16 protein-coding genes are annotated in these 16,694 nt (G+C 33.6%); 10 read left to right on the forward strand and 6 right to left on the reverse strand.

The genetic code is table 11. From position 1 onward, the window contains the following. Window positions 1–41: 41 nt before the first annotated feature. The 4 genes from CKBE_RS00385 (at window position 42) to CKBE_RS00400 (ending at window position 4,343) form a co-directional block, all read left to right on the forward strand. Window positions 42–650, forward strand: a complete 609-nt coding sequence (locus tag CKBE_RS00385; RefSeq protein ID WP_015237634.1) for a BON domain-containing protein — start codon at window positions 42–44, stop codon at window positions 648–650. Between the two features lie 110 nt (window positions 651–760). Next, a complete protein-coding gene (argB, locus tag CKBE_RS00390) occupies window positions 761–1,660 on the forward strand; it encodes an acetylglutamate kinase (RefSeq protein ID WP_015237635.1) in 900 nt (299 codons plus the stop codon). A 111-nt stretch (window positions 1,661–1,771) separates the two neighbouring features. After that, the gene (locus CKBE_RS00395; RefSeq protein ID WP_015237636.1) at window positions 1,772–3,268 is read left to right on the forward strand and encodes a DASS family sodium-coupled anion symporter; all 1,497 of its coding nucleotides are present in this window, start codon (window positions 1,772–1,774) and stop codon (window positions 3,266–3,268) included. Window positions 3,269–3,293: 25 nt separating this feature from the next. Beyond that, the gene (locus CKBE_RS00400) at window positions 3,294–4,343 is read left to right on the forward strand and encodes an Ldh family oxidoreductase (RefSeq protein ID WP_015237637.1); all 1,050 of its coding nucleotides are present in this window, start codon (window positions 3,294–3,296) and stop codon (window positions 4,341–4,343) included. Between the two features lie 54 nt (window positions 4,344–4,397). Here the strand turns inward: CKBE_RS00400 and rodA are convergent, their stop codons facing one another. From rodA to CKBE_RS00425, 5 genes are read right to left on the reverse strand one after another with little or no spacing between them, the layout of a single operon-like run. Then, window positions 4,398–5,573: a rod shape-determining protein RodA gene (gene rodA, locus CKBE_RS00405; protein ID WP_015237638.1), complete on the reverse strand. Its 1,176-nt coding sequence runs from the start codon at window positions 5,571–5,573 to the stop codon at window positions 4,398–4,400. Window positions 5,574–5,587: 14 nt separating this feature from the next. Continuing rightward, window positions 5,588–7,423: a penicillin-binding protein 2 gene (gene mrdA, locus CKBE_RS00410; RefSeq protein ID WP_015237639.1), complete on the reverse strand. Its 1,836-nt coding sequence runs from the start codon at window positions 7,421–7,423 to the stop codon at window positions 5,588–5,590. A gap of 21 nt (window positions 7,424–7,444) precedes the next feature. Then, window positions 7,445–7,981: a rod shape-determining protein MreD gene (locus CKBE_RS00415; protein WP_015237640.1), complete on the reverse strand. Its 537-nt coding sequence runs from the start codon at window positions 7,979–7,981 to the stop codon at window positions 7,445–7,447. Window positions 7,982–7,997: 16 nt separating this feature from the next. After that, complete coding sequence (mreC, locus tag CKBE_RS00420) at window positions 7,998–8,846, reverse strand: rod shape-determining protein MreC (RefSeq protein ID WP_015390098.1); 849 nt, start codon at window positions 8,844–8,846, stop codon at window positions 7,998–8,000. A gap of 42 nt (window positions 8,847–8,888) precedes the next feature. Continuing rightward, on the reverse strand, window positions 8,889–9,932 hold the full coding sequence (locus CKBE_RS00425) for a rod shape-determining protein (protein WP_015390099.1): 1,044 nt from the start codon (window positions 9,930–9,932) through the stop codon (window positions 8,889–8,891). A 185-nt stretch (window positions 9,933–10,117) separates the two neighbouring features. Between CKBE_RS00425 and gatC the strand changes: the two genes are divergently transcribed. Genes gatC through gatB form a run of 3 tightly spaced genes read left to right on the forward strand, consistent with a single transcriptional unit; the run spans window position 10,118 to window position 13,418 of the window. After that, entirely contained in the window at window positions 10,118–10,426 is a 309-nt protein-coding gene (gene gatC, locus CKBE_RS00430; RefSeq protein ID WP_015237643.1) for an Asp-tRNA(Asn)/Glu-tRNA(Gln) amidotransferase subunit GatC, read from the forward strand. A 3-nt stretch (window positions 10,427–10,429) separates the two neighbouring features. Further along, window positions 10,430–11,950, forward strand: a complete 1,521-nt coding sequence (gene gatA, locus CKBE_RS00435) for an Asp-tRNA(Asn)/Glu-tRNA(Gln) amidotransferase subunit GatA (protein ID WP_015237644.1) — start codon at window positions 10,430–10,432, stop codon at window positions 11,948–11,950. Window positions 11,951–11,960: 10 nt separating this feature from the next. Further along, the gene (gene gatB, locus CKBE_RS00440) at window positions 11,961–13,418 is read left to right on the forward strand and encodes an Asp-tRNA(Asn)/Glu-tRNA(Gln) amidotransferase subunit GatB (RefSeq protein ID WP_015237645.1); all 1,458 of its coding nucleotides are present in this window, start codon (window positions 11,961–11,963) and stop codon (window positions 13,416–13,418) included. A gap of 33 nt (window positions 13,419–13,451) precedes the next feature. On the opposite strand, the gene pyrE is transcribed toward gatB, so the two are convergent. After that, window positions 13,452–14,120, reverse strand: a complete 669-nt coding sequence (gene pyrE / locus CKBE_RS00445) for an orotate phosphoribosyltransferase (RefSeq protein ID WP_015390100.1) — start codon at window positions 14,118–14,120, stop codon at window positions 13,452–13,454. A gap of 97 nt (window positions 14,121–14,217) precedes the next feature. On the opposite strand from pyrE, the gene CKBE_RS00450 reads away from it, so the two are divergent. From CKBE_RS00450 to CKBE_RS00460, 3 genes are all read left to right on the forward strand, one after another. Next, window positions 14,218–15,006 (forward strand): exodeoxyribonuclease III, encoded by a 789-nt coding sequence (locus tag CKBE_RS00450; protein ID WP_015390101.1) that lies wholly within the window; start codon window positions 14,218–14,220, stop codon window positions 15,004–15,006. Window positions 15,007–15,165: 159 nt separating this feature from the next. After that, window positions 15,166–15,801, forward strand: coding sequence for a LysE/ArgO family amino acid transporter (locus tag CKBE_RS00455; protein ID WP_015237648.1), 636 nt, complete (start codon window positions 15,166–15,168; stop codon window positions 15,799–15,801). A 19-nt stretch (window positions 15,802–15,820) separates the two neighbouring features. After that, the gene (locus tag CKBE_RS00460) at window positions 15,821–16,537 is read left to right on the forward strand and encodes a uracil-DNA glycosylase (RefSeq protein WP_015237649.1); all 717 of its coding nucleotides are present in this window, start codon (window positions 15,821–15,823) and stop codon (window positions 16,535–16,537) included. Window positions 16,538–16,694: the final 157 nt, after the last annotated feature.

Consider the following 16,694-nt stretch of genomic DNA (forward strand, 5'->3'; position numbering starts at 1 on the left):
ACTTATATTTTAAATAAAAAAATCATATCAAACACCTGACAATGAAAAATTTTATATTAATATTGATTATTACTACAATATTACCTGGTTGTACCCCTGTTTTAATAGGAGGAACTGCTATAACTACCATGTCAATAATGTTGGACAGAAGGACAGCAGGAGCACAACTTGAGGATCAAATTATTGAGATGAAAATTAAAAAAGGCATTTACAACTACTTAATGAATGAAAATGCCAGAATATTAGTTACGTCATATAACAGAAGAGTTCTCATAACAGGAGAAACTGAAGATGTTAGACACATATCTAATATAAGTAGAATAGCAAATTCTGTGGATAATATAAAATTGATAATAAATCAAATAAAAGTAGAACCTGCTTCAAGTTTTAGAACTATTTCTTATGAAAAATGGATTTATTCAAAAATAAAAGCAGCATTAATAAATAATAAAAATGTACAATCTGGAAGTATATCCATAACAGTTGACAAAGGGACAGTTTTTCTAATGGGGCTAGTTACCAGAAATGAAGGAAATGAAGCTGCAATGACAGCAGCAAGAATCCATGGCATTAAACAAGTAGTAAAACTATTTGAGCATATAGACAAAAAAGCAACTAACATTGGATCCAAAACTCTAAATATTAGATAATGTGATTGTTAAGTAGTTAATAATTAATATAGAGTAAAAGTTATAGGATTTTAAAAATACTTAATAATCTTACGATAATAACGCCGCACCCCTAATAACATAAAGTTACCATGACCTACACATCCAATAACACAAATCATAAAATCTCTTCTGATATTAAATCTACAGTTCTTTCAGAGGCATTGCCATATATAAGAAAATTCCATGGCAAGACTATTGTTATTAAGTATGGCGGCAATGCTATGACAGATTATAATCTGCAGAAAACAGTGGCTCATGATCTTGTGTTGTTAAAATTAGTTGGATTGAACCCAGTAGTAATACATGGTGGAGGACCACAAATAGATGCCGCCTTAAATAGAGTTGGCAAGAAATCAACATTCGTTCAAGGAATGAGAATCACAGATAGCGAAACAATGGAAATTGTTGAATGGGTTCTAGGCGGGCAAGTACAGCAAGATATTGTAATGATGATAAATGAGTTTGGCGGGAAAGCGGTAGGATTGACCGGAAAAGATGGGGCTATGATAAAAGCCAAGAAAAAACTAATTCCTAATAATGACAATCCATCTGAGCTGATTGATATTGGATTTGTCGGTGAAGTGCTTTCCATAGACCCTTCAATAGTTATCGCGCTTCAGGATGATCAATTTATACCTGTAATTTCCTCAATTGGTTACGGTGAAGATAATGAAGCATACAATATAAACGCAGATATAGTAGCAGGTAAAATTGCAGAAATACTCAAGGCCGAAAAACTTGTTATGATGACAAACATACCTGGCGTCTTGGATAATAACGGACAGCTATTGCGTTCCTTATCATCACAAACTATAGATAAATTACTTGCTGATGGTACAATCTCTGGGGGAATGATACCAAAAATATCATCTTCATTAGAAGCTACGAGAAATGGAGTAAACTCTGTTCATATAATAGATGGTCGAGTGCCACACTGTCTATTGCTTGAGTTGCTAACTGATCAAGGGGTTGGAACTATGATTTATTAAAAAGCAGCATCAATAATTGAAAATTAAAAAGAAAAAAATTGATAAATAGTATAAATAAGTAATATAGTATAGGTTTAAATGTATTTTTTTATTAAATAGCTGAATCGGAGAATGAGAATGGTGAAGTCAAAATTATATCCTCCCACCCCAGCTGTTGCCAGTTGCATTCCAAAAGGATTATTATTTGGGATATTGGCTCTAGTTGGGGTACTGTTTCTGCCGCTATCTGGTGATCTGCCTTTGGCTGGTCATAGGATGCTGGCAATATTAGCCTTTGCTGTAGTTGTATGGGTCACGGAAGCTGTTTCTTATGAAGCAAGTGCCATAATGATTACAGTATTAATGGCATTTTTAATAGGAACCTCTCCATCGATAGACAATCCGAATGTAGTTTTCGGTACTGCCTCTGCTATGGGACTAGCTTTGTCAGGATTTTCTAATTCTGCATTAGCATTAGTTTGGGGAGCTTTATTCATCGCTGCTGCTATGACTTTTACTGGTCTTGATAAACGTATAGCTCTGTTTACATTATCAAAAGTTGGAACTAGTACAAAAAGCATAATGATAGGCTGTATCGCTGTTATAGTTATACTAAGCTTAGCTGTGCCTAGCGCTACTGCTCGTAGTGCAGCTGTTGTGCCTATTATGATGGGTATAATTACATCTTTTGGTTTGAATAAACGTTCTAACATAGCTGCTGGAATAATGATAGTTGTCGCACAAGGCACTGGCATATGGAATATAGGAATAAAAACAGCATCTGCCCAGAACCTGTTGACTGCTGGATTCATGAATAAAATGCTAGGAGAAAATGTAGCATGGTCTGATTGGTTTCTTGCTGGAGCTCCATGGTCTGCATTAATGTCGGTATTCTTAATTGCACTAGTTCTGAAAATGTTACCTCCTGAGCCAGACGGCATAACAGTTGGTAAAGAAGCGGTAGAAAAATCTTTGTTAGATCTAGGACCAATGCCTACTCAACAAAAAAAATTACTTGCTATATCGATGTTATTGTTATTCTTTTGGGCAACAGAAGGTAAGCTACATAGTTTCGATACAACATCAACAACATATATTGGCTTAGTTTTGCTTATTTTGCCTGGATTTGGCGTTATGTCTTGGAAAGATGTACAATCACGTATTCCTTGGGGAACTGTCATAGTATTCGGAATTGGTGTTAGCCTAGGATCAGCTCTGCTTACAACACATGCAGGTCAATGGCTAGGAAATAAAGTAGTTCTAAATACTGGTATAGACCAACTAGGCCCTATTGGAATATTTGCAGTATTATCTGCATTTCTGATAATAATACATCTTGGGTTTGCTAGTGCCACAGCTTTAGCTTCCGCCTTGTTACCAATAATAATATCAATGTTAAATACGATGCCTGGTGATTTTAATAGAGCAGGCATAACTATGCTATTAGGTTTTGTTATAAGTTTCGGATTTATTCTTCCTGTAAACGCACCTCAAAATATGATATGTATGGGAACTGAGACTTTTAATGCAAAACAATTTGCTAAAGTTGGTATAGTATTAACTATTGTAGGCTATCTATTAATGGTATTATTCAGCTTAACATACTGGCGTTGGCTAGGATGTCTATAAAGGAAAGGTGTTCACCAATAAAATTATGAAACTTAATATCAACCAAGCTATTAATTTTGGTAAAAATATATTGATAGCACAAGGGGTTCCTGTTGATATAGCACTAGATGTTTCACAACATCTAGTTTGCTCTGATCAAGTTGGGTATACCAGTCATGGCTTATCAATATTACCAACATACCATAAAGTACTGTCTAAAGGATTTCTAAACCCCAATGGCAGACCAGAATTAATAAATGATCAAGGCACAGTTTTAGGATTTGACGGCTGTAGGGGGTTCGGACAACATATTGGTAAAGTAGTTGTACAGGAAGCTATAGAAAATACTAGAAAACATGGTCAATGTACAGTTACAGTAAGAAACGCACATCACCTGGGACGTATGGGGTTCTATGGAGAAATGGTTTCAGAGGCTGGAATGATTTTTCTTGCTTTTACAAATGTGATAAATAGAGAACCAACTGTAGCTCCCTATGGCGGCAAAGAAGCTAGAATGACAACAAATCCTTTATGTTTTTCTTTGCCATTATCAGATCAATATCCTCCATTGATAGTAGATATGGCAACGAGCTCTATGGCTATAAATAAAGCTCGTGTTCTAGCTACTAAGGGAATGAAAACCGAATATGGATCATTAATAGATGCATCTGGGAATCCAACAAATGATCCTAATGCTCTTTTCACTGATCCTCCTGGGGCTTTATTGCCTTTTGGTGCTCATAAAGGCTATGCGCTGGGGCTGGTAGCTGAATTATTAGCTGGTATACTTACTGGTGGCGGAACTATACAACCTAAAAATCCTAGGCGTGGGGCTGCCATGAATAATATGTTTGCAATAGTAATAGATCCAACCAAAGTAGATTCAAACAGCAAATGGATTAAAGATGAAACTAATGCATACATAGAATATCTACATTCATGTCCACCTCAACCAGGAATTGATAAAGTCCAATATCCAGGAGAATTTGAAGCTGCAAATAGATCAAGAAATAAAGATTTCGTAGAATTTGAAGACTCTATTTGGGAGAATATAAATCAACTAGCAGATAAATTAGGTATAAACACCCCTAATTAGTAAACTATAAAGGAAGGATGCTTCTATATAACATAGCAGCATCCTTTTTTATTTTTATTTGTCTGCTGCCCTGCCTATATTCATTAATATACCACATGCTATACACATAGTTAGTAGAGCAGATCCACCGTAACTCATAAAAGGAAGAGGAACTCCTACTACTGGCAATATGCCAGTAACCATGCCAATATTAACAAACACATATATGAAAATCATCATGCTGATAGACCCAGCTAATAACTTAGAAAATTGAGAGCTAGCTTGCATAGAAATCAATAATCCTCTAAAAATCAAAATGCTATATAGAATCAATAAGAATATACAACCATATAGACCAAACTCCTCAGCAAAAACAGCAAAAATAAAATCTGTACTGCGTTCTGGTATGAAATCTAAATGTGTTTGTGTCCCCAACATATAACCTTTACCGTACAACCCTCCTGATCCAACAGCAATAATGGATTGCATTGTATGAAAACCACGTCCTAAAGGATCAGAGCTTGGATTTAATAAGGTACAAATTCTATTTTTTTGGTAATCATGAAAAAATAACCATCTAAAACTATCCGCACATAAGACATCTTCATAATACATAAGACAAGATACAATGAAAGTTAAAGTCAGAAATATAGGTAATATTACTCTAAATGGCAAGCCAGCAAAATAAATTACAGAAATGCCAGCTCCAAAAACTAATAGAGCAGTTCCTAAATCAGGCTGTATCAGTATAAAAAAACAAGGAACTAATAGAATTAAACTTGCGATTAAAAAACTTCTAACCGTTAAATATTCCCTGTCTTGCATGTCAAAGAAATAAGACAACATCATTGGTACAGCAATTTTAAGAATTTCTGAGGGTTGAATACGAATAAAACCTAGACTTAACCAACGTGTTGCTCCCTTAACTGTTTCTCCAAAAAATTCTACACACAAAAGCAGCACAACCCCTAATACATAAAAAGGTATAGAAAAATTTCTTAGCAAATGCTGCGGAATAAATGATATTAATAACATTATAAATAATGAGAATAAGAAATGATCAAACTGTCTTATGAAACGATAACTAGAAGGCCCAACAGCAGAATACATGACAGCCATATCAATCGTCATGAAAGCTATTAATATTATTAATAAATAAAAATCTATACAGTTAATAAGCTTCTGCAAAATAAAAACATAAAAATTTTTCAATCTAAATATTTCCTTATATGAAATAAAACTATATATCATTAATCTTTATATTTTTATTGCATTAACCAATAATCGAAAATCTTACGAGCTATTGGAGCTGCCTCTTTAGATCCCCATCCCGCATTTTCTACAATGATAGAAACAGCAATTTGTGGATTATTTGCTGGAGCAAAACCAATAAATACAGCATGATCCCTAAGATTTTCATCAATATTATTCATATAATATTTTCCGCCTCGCAGGCTATATACTTGTGCTGTACCTGTTTTACCTGCAACAAGATATGGGGCGCTTTGAAATGATTTTTTTGCTGTACCAGAATGAGCAACTTCTATCATTGCATTTTTTATAAAATCGATATTAGTTTGCTTAAGTGGAATACCTATACTGACATTACTAGCAATATTTACAAAATCACCGGAACAATTTCTAGTCCTAAGTGCTATATGAGGTTTTCTATATATCCCATCACTTGCCAATGTAGCCGTCGCCTGAGCAAGCTGCAAAATAGTGAATGAATTATATCCTTGACCAACCATCAAAGAAATAGTATCCCCTGTATGCCATTTTTGCAATTTTTTATCTTTATACCGATTATATTTCCATTCAGTTGATGGCAATATACCCTTCTTTTCTCCATCTAAATCAATATCAGTTATTTGACCAAATCCAAATTGTTTTGCAAAATCGTGCAATGTATCAACATCTATATCCAATCCTAACGAATAGAAATAAGTATCGGAGGAAACAACAATAGCTTTATTCATATTAACCATGCCGTACGCAACGCTTCCAGGGTTTCTAAACCTATGTCCTTTAAATTCAAAATAACCTGGGTCAAATATTTCATCATAAGTTTTTTTCTTGTCAAGCTCTAAAGCTGCTAAAGCAATGAATGGCTTATATGCAGATCCAATTGGATATGTTCCATGTAATGCCCTATTAATAAGTGGATAATCTAAAGAATTATTAAGAGAGTTCCAGCTGACAGAATCTATTCCATCTACAAACAAATTAGGATTAAACGATGGTTTTGATACTAATGCAAGAACCTCGCCATTATTAGGATTAATAACTACCAATCCTCCTTTCCTATTGCCAAAAACCTCTTCTGCTATTTTCTGCAACTTAATATCAATGGATAAAAAAATATCAGAACCGGCTATTGGGTCAATAGATCTTATTTTACGCACAGGTCTACCTGTAACAGTAATTTCTAACTCGTCTAAACCAACACGACCATGTAAAACTTCTTCATATACTTTTTCAATTCCCTTCTTTCCTATTAAATCCGATCCTCTATAATTTCCTATTTTTCCAGACCGATCTAAATTTTCAATTTCTTTTTCAGATATCTTTCCAACATAACCTATAACATGAGCAGCTAAATCATTATTAGGATACTCTCTTAATAATCTCGCTTTTAACTCTAACCCTGGAAAATTAAAATAATGAGCAGCAAACCAAGAAGCTTTGTATGTATCTAATTTATTACAAATTGTTATTGGTTTATAACCATTTGTCTCTGATATTCTTTTTTTTATAATTCTGATATCATTCTGATTAAAATCTATAATTGGCTTAAGCCTATCTATTACATCATTCAGATTGCCAGCTATTGCTGGTATGATATCTATCGTATAAGTATAGCTATTACGTGCCAATACTTCACCGTTACGGTCAAAAATCTCACCTCTTTTTGAAGGAATTGGGACCATAGCTATACGATTTTTATCAGCACTCTTTGATAAACCATCATAGCGACTGATCTGTAGGATACATAATCTACAAAACAGCAAAAAGAAACAAAAAATTGCAAATGCATAACTAGCTAGCACTCTTATATAAAATCTGTTTTTCTGTTTATTTAAATTATTAATATCTATCATAAATCTCTAAAAATCAATTAGCTATGACATGTCAGAATCTTCATAAATATGTTTATACCTAAGCAAAACCCATGATAGAATTGGCCAGATCATAGCAATGATCATAGTATCTAATATCAATAACCAACCAATCCAGTATCCATTAATCCAAGAAATTAATAAACTTCTAATTAACTTAGAAAAGAAAAATACAGGAAGCAAATGCAATGATTGACTTAATAATCCAAAACATAATAATCTCCTGTGTAGAAAAAGAGAGAAATACGCTATTAATAAGTACTCTAAAGCACTACTACCCATTAGGAGAGATTGCTGCACATCAATTAATATGCTAAAGAAAAATGCGGTTAACAACCCTATCTTAGAAGATTCATAAATACACCAAAAAGATATAACAACAATTGGAAACTCCAGGAAAACCCTATAAGGCAATAGAGATGTAATCCAAGATATAGTTATTGTAAGGTATATGAATTCCGTTCCCATAGGCTCTATAATCTTGGTATTATCAAAATTAATCGGTAGACCTACATTCCGGTATTTATTCTTAGCATTCACCAAATACCTCTAATAATTACTCATTAGTGCTACTTACATCAACTTGAAGCACTATAAAATGACGATATCTTTCATGTTTAGCTGGATTATCAGATATAGCTCTAGAATACCCTATTGACTTGTCAATTTCTATTTTAGTAATTTCAGCAACAGGCAAACCAGCTGGAAATATCCCTCCAATACCGCTGGTAATTAATTTGTCACCTTCTTTTATATCTACATTATCTAATAAATAACGAACTTCTATTTTTCCAGATCCTGCACCAAAAGATATCAACCTCAGGCCATTTCTACTTATTTGAACAGGTATGGCAATACCATTATCCGATATAAGAGCAACCTCAGAAGTCCTTGGAGTAACTCGTATAATCTGGCCCACAACACCAGACTCATTTATAACAGGCATCCCAGGTAATATGCCAGAATTACTTCCCTTATTAAAAACTAAACGTCTATTAAAAGAATTTACAGTGTCGTAAAGGATTTCCACTACAACAGAGGCTTGCTGTATATTTTCTTTTATTCCTAATAAATTTCGTAACTGGTTATTTTCCACAAGTAATTGAGCCATACGTGTTGTAACCTGTGCTAACTCAATGCGTTGCCTTTGTAAAAATTCATTCTCCTTTTTTATAATACTAGCTGCATTCATATATGAATTAATTTGAATAACAAAATCTCTAGGAGCAACTACAATCCGCTGGAATGGATATATGGCAATAGCCACAACCCTGCGAAATGGCTCAATAAATCTGTAACGGCTATCAATTATCAACAATAACAAAGTTAATATAATTAGAAAAAATAACCTTAGCTCTAAAGATATCCTCTGTCTGAAAAGAGTAGGAACCTCATGAGATTTCATACTTCCTCTATAAAACAACAATTACAATATGAATTGTAATTACTAGTCATTTATAAAAATTGAGCCTAACTTTTCAAGATGCTCTAAAGCCTCTCCGCAACCACGGACAACACATGTTAATGGATCCTGAGCGACAACCACTGGCAATCCAGTCTCTTCTTGAAGGAGCCTATCCAAATCCCTCAATAAAGCACCTCCTCCTGTAAGAGAAATACCTTTATCAGTTATATCAGCACCCAACTCTGGCGGTGTTTGCTCTAGCGCTATTTTAACAGCTGACACTATTTGGTTTAATGGATCCGTCAATGATTCAAGTATTTCATTAGAAGAGACAGTAAAACTACGAGGAACCCCTTCCGCTAAATTTCTACCTTTTACTTCAATTTCCTTTACATCAGAACCAGGAAAAGCAGATCCTATATGTTTCTTTATCAACTCTGCTGTTGGCTCGCCAATTAACATGCCATAATTACGTCTGATATAATTAACAATAGATTCATCAAACTTGTCACCACCAACCCTAACAGAACCCTTATATACCATACCTCCTAAAGAAATTACAGCTACCTCTGTCGTTCCCCCACCTATATCAACAACCATGGATCCACTAGCGTCAGAAACAGATAATCCTGCGCCAATAGCAGCTGCCATTGGCTCTTCTATAAGGTAAACATGTGATGCCCCTGCTCCAAGTGCTGACTCACGGATAGCTCGCCTCTCGACCTGTGTGGATCCACATGGCACACAAACTATAATCCTAGGACTGGGCGCTAACATGTTACGTGGATGTACCATACGAATAAATTGCTTCAACATCTGTTCTGTAACAGTAAAATCTGCTATTACTCCATCCTTCATTGGCCTTATGGCTTCCATATTGCCAGGAACCCTTCCTAACATCTGTTTAGCTTCATGCCCCACAGCCTGAATAATTTTTTTTCCATGCGATCCACCATCATGGCGAATCGCAACAACTGATGGCTCATCAAGCACAATACCTTTGCCTCTAACATAAATAAGAGTATTAGCGGTACCAAGATCAATTGCCATATCACTAGAGAAATAACTACGTAGAAATCCAAACATTAATATCTAGCTTATTAAAAAATATTTAAAAAAACCTATTACTATTGAAATTAAAAAAATTGATTTTTTGTCTAATCAAATACAAGTAAATTATAATTATCAATTTTATAATAGGCAGCCTTTTATCAGGTACAATAACAAACTACCAGATTGCAAGTAACATCTTAACACATACAGAATATTTTATGACACTTGATAAAAATGATGTAGCTAATATTGCCAAATTAGCAAAAATAGAACTTAGCACAAAACAATGTGTTGATACCACTAATGAATTAAATGAAATTCTAAGTATTATTGACCGCATACAAAAAATAAACAATGAAGATAATGAACTTATTACGCATCCCATCTCATTGCATGAAAAAATTTCCATGTTTCTAAGAGATGATAGAGTTATAGACGAATGCTCAGATACTCTTATAGAAAAAGTTGCTAAAAATGCTCCTCAATTCGAAGATAACATGTTTTTAGTTCCTAAAGTAGTTGAATAGATTATGACAAAACCACTATTACACACAGAATTTGAAGGAATATCATCCCTACGTAAGGCTATTGTTAAAGGCGACATAAGTGCTGTAGAAATAGCAAAAAGCTGTTTAGATAGAATTGAATCCCTGGCTATAATAAATGCTTTCTTAGATATACGACCAGAAGTAACTATTTCTCAAGCTGAAAAAGTAGACAAGGAGATTTCAAATGGATTAATTAAACCTCTGTCAGGAATTCCAATTGCTCACAAAGACGTTTTTGTTACAACTGACTGGCATACAACTGCTGCTAGCAAAATGCTAGCAGGCTACTTTAGCCCATTTAATGCAACTGTTGTAGAAAAACTGAGAAGTGCTGGTGCTGTATCTCTGGGAAAATTAAATTGCGATGAGTTTGCCATGGGGTCAACAAATGAAAACTCAGCATATGGGCCAGTTGCCAACCCTTGGGATTATAGCAAAGTTCCTGGCGGGTCATCAGGAGGTTCTGCTGCTGTTATAGCAGCCAGAATGGTATATGCTGCTACTGCTACAGATACTGGAGGATCAGTAAGATTACCATCTGCTCTATGCGGTGTTAGTGGAATTAAACCAACATATGGCTCAACTTCAAGATATGGGATCATTGCTTTTGCATCTAGTCTGGATCAAGCAGGAATAATTGCAAAAAGCAGTAAAGACTTATTAGATCTTTTAGATACAATGATAGGCTTCGATGGTAAAGATGCTACTTGTTTAGCAAAATGTAACAATATAGAAAACCAACCAGGAAAGATACGTACAGATGTTAAAAATCATATTACTAAATTTAATAAAAATAATAGCTATCCACTAAAAGGCATAAGGATAGGACTTCCTAAAGAATTTTTTGGAGATAATTTATCTGAAGAGGTTTCAAAATCAGTTATAAAAGCAATATGTGATTTCGAAAACCTCGGTGCATCAATCGTTAAAATCTCACTACCATTAACTGAACTAACAATACCAACTTACTATGTCATAGCTTCAGCTGAAGCTTATAGTAATCTTTCTAGATTTGATGGGATACGTTATGGGCATAGAACAAAAAATTATAAAAACATCGATGAAATGATTACAAAATCTAGATCTGAAGGTTTTGGGTCAGAAGTAAAACGTCGTATATTGCTGGGAGCACATGTATTGTCTAGCAACAATTACGAGAAATTTTATTTAAAAGCTAAAAGTACTAGGAAGACTATCGCTCAGGATTTAAAAAATTCATTGCTAAATGAATGTGATGTAATAATGGGCCCAGTTTCTCAAAGAACAGCAAAAAATATCGGTGATAATTCAAGCAATACTCTGGACTGGCTAGCTGATATGTATACACTAGGAGCAAGCTTAGCTGGACTACCCGCAATGTCTATACCTTGTGGATTTGATAATAATAATCTTCCTATTGGGTTGCAAATTATTGGCAATTATTTTGATGAGGGATTGATACTAGCATTGTCCGATTGCTATCAGAATATTACTAACTGGCATAAACAATATCCAAAAATATAAGGCATAAGAAATGAAATCTGGATGGGAAATAGCTATAGGTTTGGAAACACACGTGCAACTCGCTACAAAATCTAAAATATTTTCTAGCAGTAGTACATTATTTGGATCACCACCAAACAAACAAGCAAGCGAAATAGATATGGCGCTACCAGGAACTATGCCCTCATTAAATTCTAAGGCAGTTGAATATGCTATAAAATTTGGGCTTGCCGTTGGAGCAACGATATCAAAGAATTCTATATTTGAGAGAAAACACTACTTTTATCCAGATCTTCCTAAAGGATATCAGATAAGTCAATTTAGAAAACCAATAATTAAAAACGGTACAATTTCTTTCTATCTAGATGGAGAAGAAAAAAAAGTTGGTTTGATACAAGCACATTTAGAAGAAGACGCAGGGAAATCTTTACACGGAAAATATAACAGCAGTATAGATCTAAACCGTGCTGGAGTTCCTTTATTAGAAATAGTAACTGAGCCAGTAATGAGATCGGCAAAAGAAGCATATATATACGCAAAAACGCTACATAACTTGGTTATTTGGCTAGGTATATGCGATGGCAATCTACAAGAAGGATCATTTAGATGTGATGCTAATGTGTCTGTTAACAAATCAGGTAGCACAATACTTGGAACAAGAACTGAGATTAAAAACTTGAATTCATTTAGATTTCTGGAAAAAGCTATTACATTTGAATTTAATAGACAAATTAAACTAATTGAAAACGGAGGCGAAGTAACACAAGAAACAAGATTATATGACTCTGAATATGATGAGACTAGGAGCATGAGAACAAAAGAAAGTGCTACTGACTATCGATATTTCCCTGATCCTGATCTGCAAATACTAAACATATCTAGTGAATACTTAGAAAAAGTTAAAAAAAACATGCCAGAACTTCCTTTTGACAAAAGTAAAAGATTCGAAGCAGATTACTCTCTTTCTAGAGAAGATGCCTTACAGATGACCGTCAATATACAGACATCTGAATATTTTGAGTCGGTTATAAAACATATTCCAAAAAACTGTGAAAAAATTGCTGCGAATTTTATAAGTCAAGAATTAAGCACTCTTATGAATCGTGATAATAAAAACATTAGCGAAATAAAGATTACAAGCCATATCCTAGCCTTATTGATAAACAGAATGATTGATGGAACCATATCTAACAAGAATGCAAAGCATCTTCTCTCAATTATGTGGAATAAAGATCGATATGATATTGATACCATAATAGAAGAAGAAGGTTTAGCTCAAATCAAAGACATAGCATTAATTATAGAATTAATAGATGAAGTCATATTAAATAATAAATCCGTAGTCATTGAATATTTATCTGGGAAGGGAAAAGCATTCAATTCATTGATAGGCCAAGTAATGAGAATAAGCAACGGTAGAATAGATCCTAGCAACATAAATACCATATTAAAACAAAGAATAGAAATCTATAGTAAAATAAACAAGTAATAATCGAATCTAGTGCTAAACCATAAAAAATCGCTAGAGAATTCCATATACTTCACGGTATTCTGAAATTCTCTCTCGATACTTAGATAAATTTATATCATTCATGACATTAGAAAAAATATCATTTAAAGAAGCAATACTAATAACTGGTATGCCATAAGTTTCTGCTACTTCCTGTACTGCTGATTTTCTAGAAGAAATACATCTGTCTACAGAACATTCCATTCTATCAAGAGCAATAAGCATAGCAACTGGTTCTGCTCCTGTCTTTTTTATTATACTTATCGATTCCATTGCTGAAATTCCTGAGGTTATGACATCATCTATTATAACAACCCTTCCCTTTAAAGGAGATCCTATCAATAACCCACCCTCTCCATGTGTCTTCATTTCTTTTCTATTGAAGGAAAAAGGTATATCCTTACCTAACATCAATGAATAATTAATTGATGTTGATATAACTAGCGGTATTCCTTTATAGGCAGGACCAAATATCATATCAAATGCAATTCCGGAATTAACTAAAGCATTTGTATAAAATCTTGATAATTTGTTAATGCTATAACCACTATCAAAACACCCAATGTTAAAAAAATATGGGCTATTCCTACCTGATTTGGTTTCAAAACTACCAAAACATAGCGCCTTGCACTGTAATGCAAATTTCACAAAATTAACTGCATTTTTTTGTAGAGAAATCATTTTAAACCTTTATAATGTTAAAAATAATTTATAGAATGTAGAGCACTAAGTCAAAATAAAGAAAATCAGTCTAATATTATACGAAAAAAGGTTAAATTTGTTAAAAATAACTTCTATTAATCTTAATGGAATAAGATCCGCTTTCCGAAAAGGATTTGTGCAATGGCTAAAAACTCATGAGCCTGATGTTGTTTGTATGCAAGAAACAAGAATTTCTTATAATGATCTGAGTAAAGAAATTAACAATCCATTGCTATACGAAGGATATTTTTTTTGTGCGGATAAAAAAGGATATAGTGGAGTAGGAATATATTCCACTATAAAACCTGAAAAAATTATAAAAGGCATAGAAAGCAATGAATTTGATTGCGAAGGTCGAGTAATTCGAATAGATTTAGAAAATATATCTATTATCAATGCTTATTTCCCATCAGGAACAAGTGGGCAAGATAGACAATCTGCAAAATTTAGATTTTTAGAAAAATTTGAACTTATTGTAAATAAAATATGCTATGAAAATCAGAAATATAATCGTGAATTCATATTATGCGGAGACTGGAATATTGCTCATAAAGAAATAGATATAAAGAACTGGAGAAACAACACCAAGAATTCTGGATTTTTACCTGAAGAAAGAAATTGGATAACAAAAATAATAGAAAAATATAATCTTATAGATGTTTTCAGGGAGTTAAATCATCAGCCAGATCAATATACCTGGTGGAGTAATAGAGGCAAATCTTGGGAAAAAAATGTTGGATGGCGTATAGACTACCAATTTGCTACACCTAATATTGCAAAGTTGGCTATTAATTGTGAAATCTATACAGAAAATAGATTCAGTGATCATGCTCCGCTTACTATAATTTATGATTTCAATATTTAAAATATAGCCATTTGCAAAAGAAAATATATAAGGTTAGAATTCCCAAAATAAATTAATTTATTGGATCTTGTTAAACATGTGATGAATAATTTATTAAAATCTGCTCTAATACATTGTTTATCAGTAATAATTAAAATTATCTTCTGTTAGAATCTAAACATGCCAGCTGTATTATATTACTATCCAACATTCGAAGCATGGTCTAGTGGCCTGCTTACAGGTCTAAGTTTATTTGCAGTTGTTGGCGCACAAAGCGCTTTCATACTGCGTCAAGGCATAATGCGATCACATATAATTACTGTGATAACTGTATGCGCACTATCTGATGCCATATTCATTACCCTGAGCGTTTTTGGCCTAAAAGAAATAATATTAATAATCCCTAGTTTTAAGAAAATAATACTAATTTTCGGAATATTGTTTCTTGTTAGTTACTCATACCAAGCAGCAAAAAGGTCTATAAATAACAATAGCAATCTTATAGCAGCTAGCGGTACAGCCATGACAAGGAAATCAGCGATACTAGGAGCACTAGGATTTAGTCTATTAAATCCTCACTTTTGGTTAGATCTAATACTAATAGGATCATTAGCCAGTATTTTTGATGATAGAAGCCTAGCATATGCGTTTGGGGTAATAATATCAAGCATACTATGGCTTATTGTACTTGGCCTAGGGTCACGTATGTTTGCTCCGTTTTTCTCTAGTCAAAGATCATGGAGGGTATTAGATGGTCTTATATCTATACTAATGCTATTCATGGCTGTGTTGTTGGCGCTTAAATTCGAAACATAACTATAAAAAACTATATAAAGTGAAGTTGCTACCGAATAATTTGCTAGGTTTTATTGAAATGCTGCCAAAAGTTTGGCGCGATACTATGCTCTCTTATGCTAATATAATGACGGTTCAGCATATAAATAAATTTATAGAGACAAGGTTATCAGATAACGCCATTATATACCCATTTAACCCAATGAAATCCTTACATGTAATATCATCAATCTCTGATATAAGGGTTATCATACTAGGACAAGACCCCTATCATGGCAAGGATCAAGCTCATGGATTTGCATTTTCCGTATTAGAAAATTGCAAGAAACCTCCAAGCTTAAAGAACATATGTAAAGAATTATCTCTAGAATATCCTAGTGTAGAATTTATAAGACTAAGTAATCTATCTTGCTGGGCTAATCAAGGAGTATTATTGCTAAACTCTATATTAACCGTAGAAGAAGGGAAACCATTATCACATAAAAAAATAGGATGGGAGAATATAACTGATTCTATTATAAAAATAGTATCTGAGGATAATTCGCCAAAAGTTTTTATGCTCTGGGGAAGTTATGCGCAATCAAAAAATTCCTTAATAAAATCAAGCCAAAGAGATCATTTAATACTTAAGGCCAACCATCCTTCCCCTTTATCTGCTTCCAGAGGACCATTACCATTTATAGGATGTAATCACTTTAAAATAGCTAATGAGTGGTTGATTAATCACAGAAAAAAGCCTGTTATATGGCAAATTTAATAAATAAGTAGATTCTTATAATGATTTAAGATATGCTGGATCGGTGACAAAAGGTGCTAATGCGCCTTGGTCTCATATTGGGTTTTTCAGAGCCCTATTGATAAACTTGTAATAGGTCTTCATTCATCGATTACCTGACCTCCTTTAGCCTGATATT

The organism is Candidatus Kinetoplastibacterium blastocrithidii (ex Strigomonas culicis) (assembly GCF_000319245.1).
Classification (GTDB): Bacteria; Pseudomonadota; Gammaproteobacteria; order Burkholderiales; family Burkholderiaceae_B; genus Kinetoplastidibacterium; species Kinetoplastidibacterium blastocrithidiae.

Excerpts from the sequence above, each read along its gene's own strand:
- CKBE_RS00425 (WP_015390099.1), bottom strand. The coding sequence starts at position 9,932 with ATGTTTGGATTTCTACGTAGTTATTTCTCTAGTGATATGGCAATTGAT.
- mreC (WP_015390098.1), bottom strand. The coding sequence starts at position 8,846 with ATGAAATCTCATGAGGTTCCTACTCTTTTCAGACAGAGGATATCTTTA.
- mrdA (WP_015237639.1), bottom strand. The coding sequence starts at position 7,423 with ATGATAGATATTAATAATTTAAATAAACAGAAAAACAGATTTTATATA.
- CKBE_RS00455 (WP_015237648.1), top strand. The coding sequence starts at position 15,166 with ATGCCAGCTGTATTATATTACTATCCAACATTCGAAGCATGGTCTAGT.
- gatA (WP_015237644.1), top strand. The coding sequence starts at position 10,430 with ATGACAAAACCACTATTACACACAGAATTTGAAGGAATATCATCCCTA.
- CKBE_RS00385 (WP_015237634.1), top strand. The coding sequence starts at position 42 with ATGAAAAATTTTATATTAATATTGATTATTACTACAATATTACCTGGT.
- CKBE_RS00395 (WP_015237636.1), top strand. The coding sequence starts at position 1,772 with ATGAGAATGGTGAAGTCAAAATTATATCCTCCCACCCCAGCTGTTGCC.
- pyrE (WP_015390100.1), bottom strand. The coding sequence starts at position 14,120 with ATGATTTCTCTACAAAAAAATGCAGTTAATTTTGTGAAATTTGCATTA.
- argB (WP_015237635.1), top strand. The coding sequence starts at position 761 with ATGACCTACACATCCAATAACACAAATCATAAAATCTCTTCTGATATT.
- gatB (WP_015237645.1), top strand. The coding sequence starts at position 11,961 with ATGAAATCTGGATGGGAAATAGCTATAGGTTTGGAAACACACGTGCAA.
- gatC (WP_015237643.1), top strand. The coding sequence starts at position 10,118 with ATGACACTTGATAAAAATGATGTAGCTAATATTGCCAAATTAGCAAAA.
- CKBE_RS00400 (WP_015237637.1), top strand. The coding sequence starts at position 3,294 with ATGAAACTTAATATCAACCAAGCTATTAATTTTGGTAAAAATATATTG.
- rodA (WP_015237638.1), bottom strand. The coding sequence starts at position 5,573 with ATGATATATAGTTTTATTTCATATAAGGAAATATTTAGATTGAAAAAT.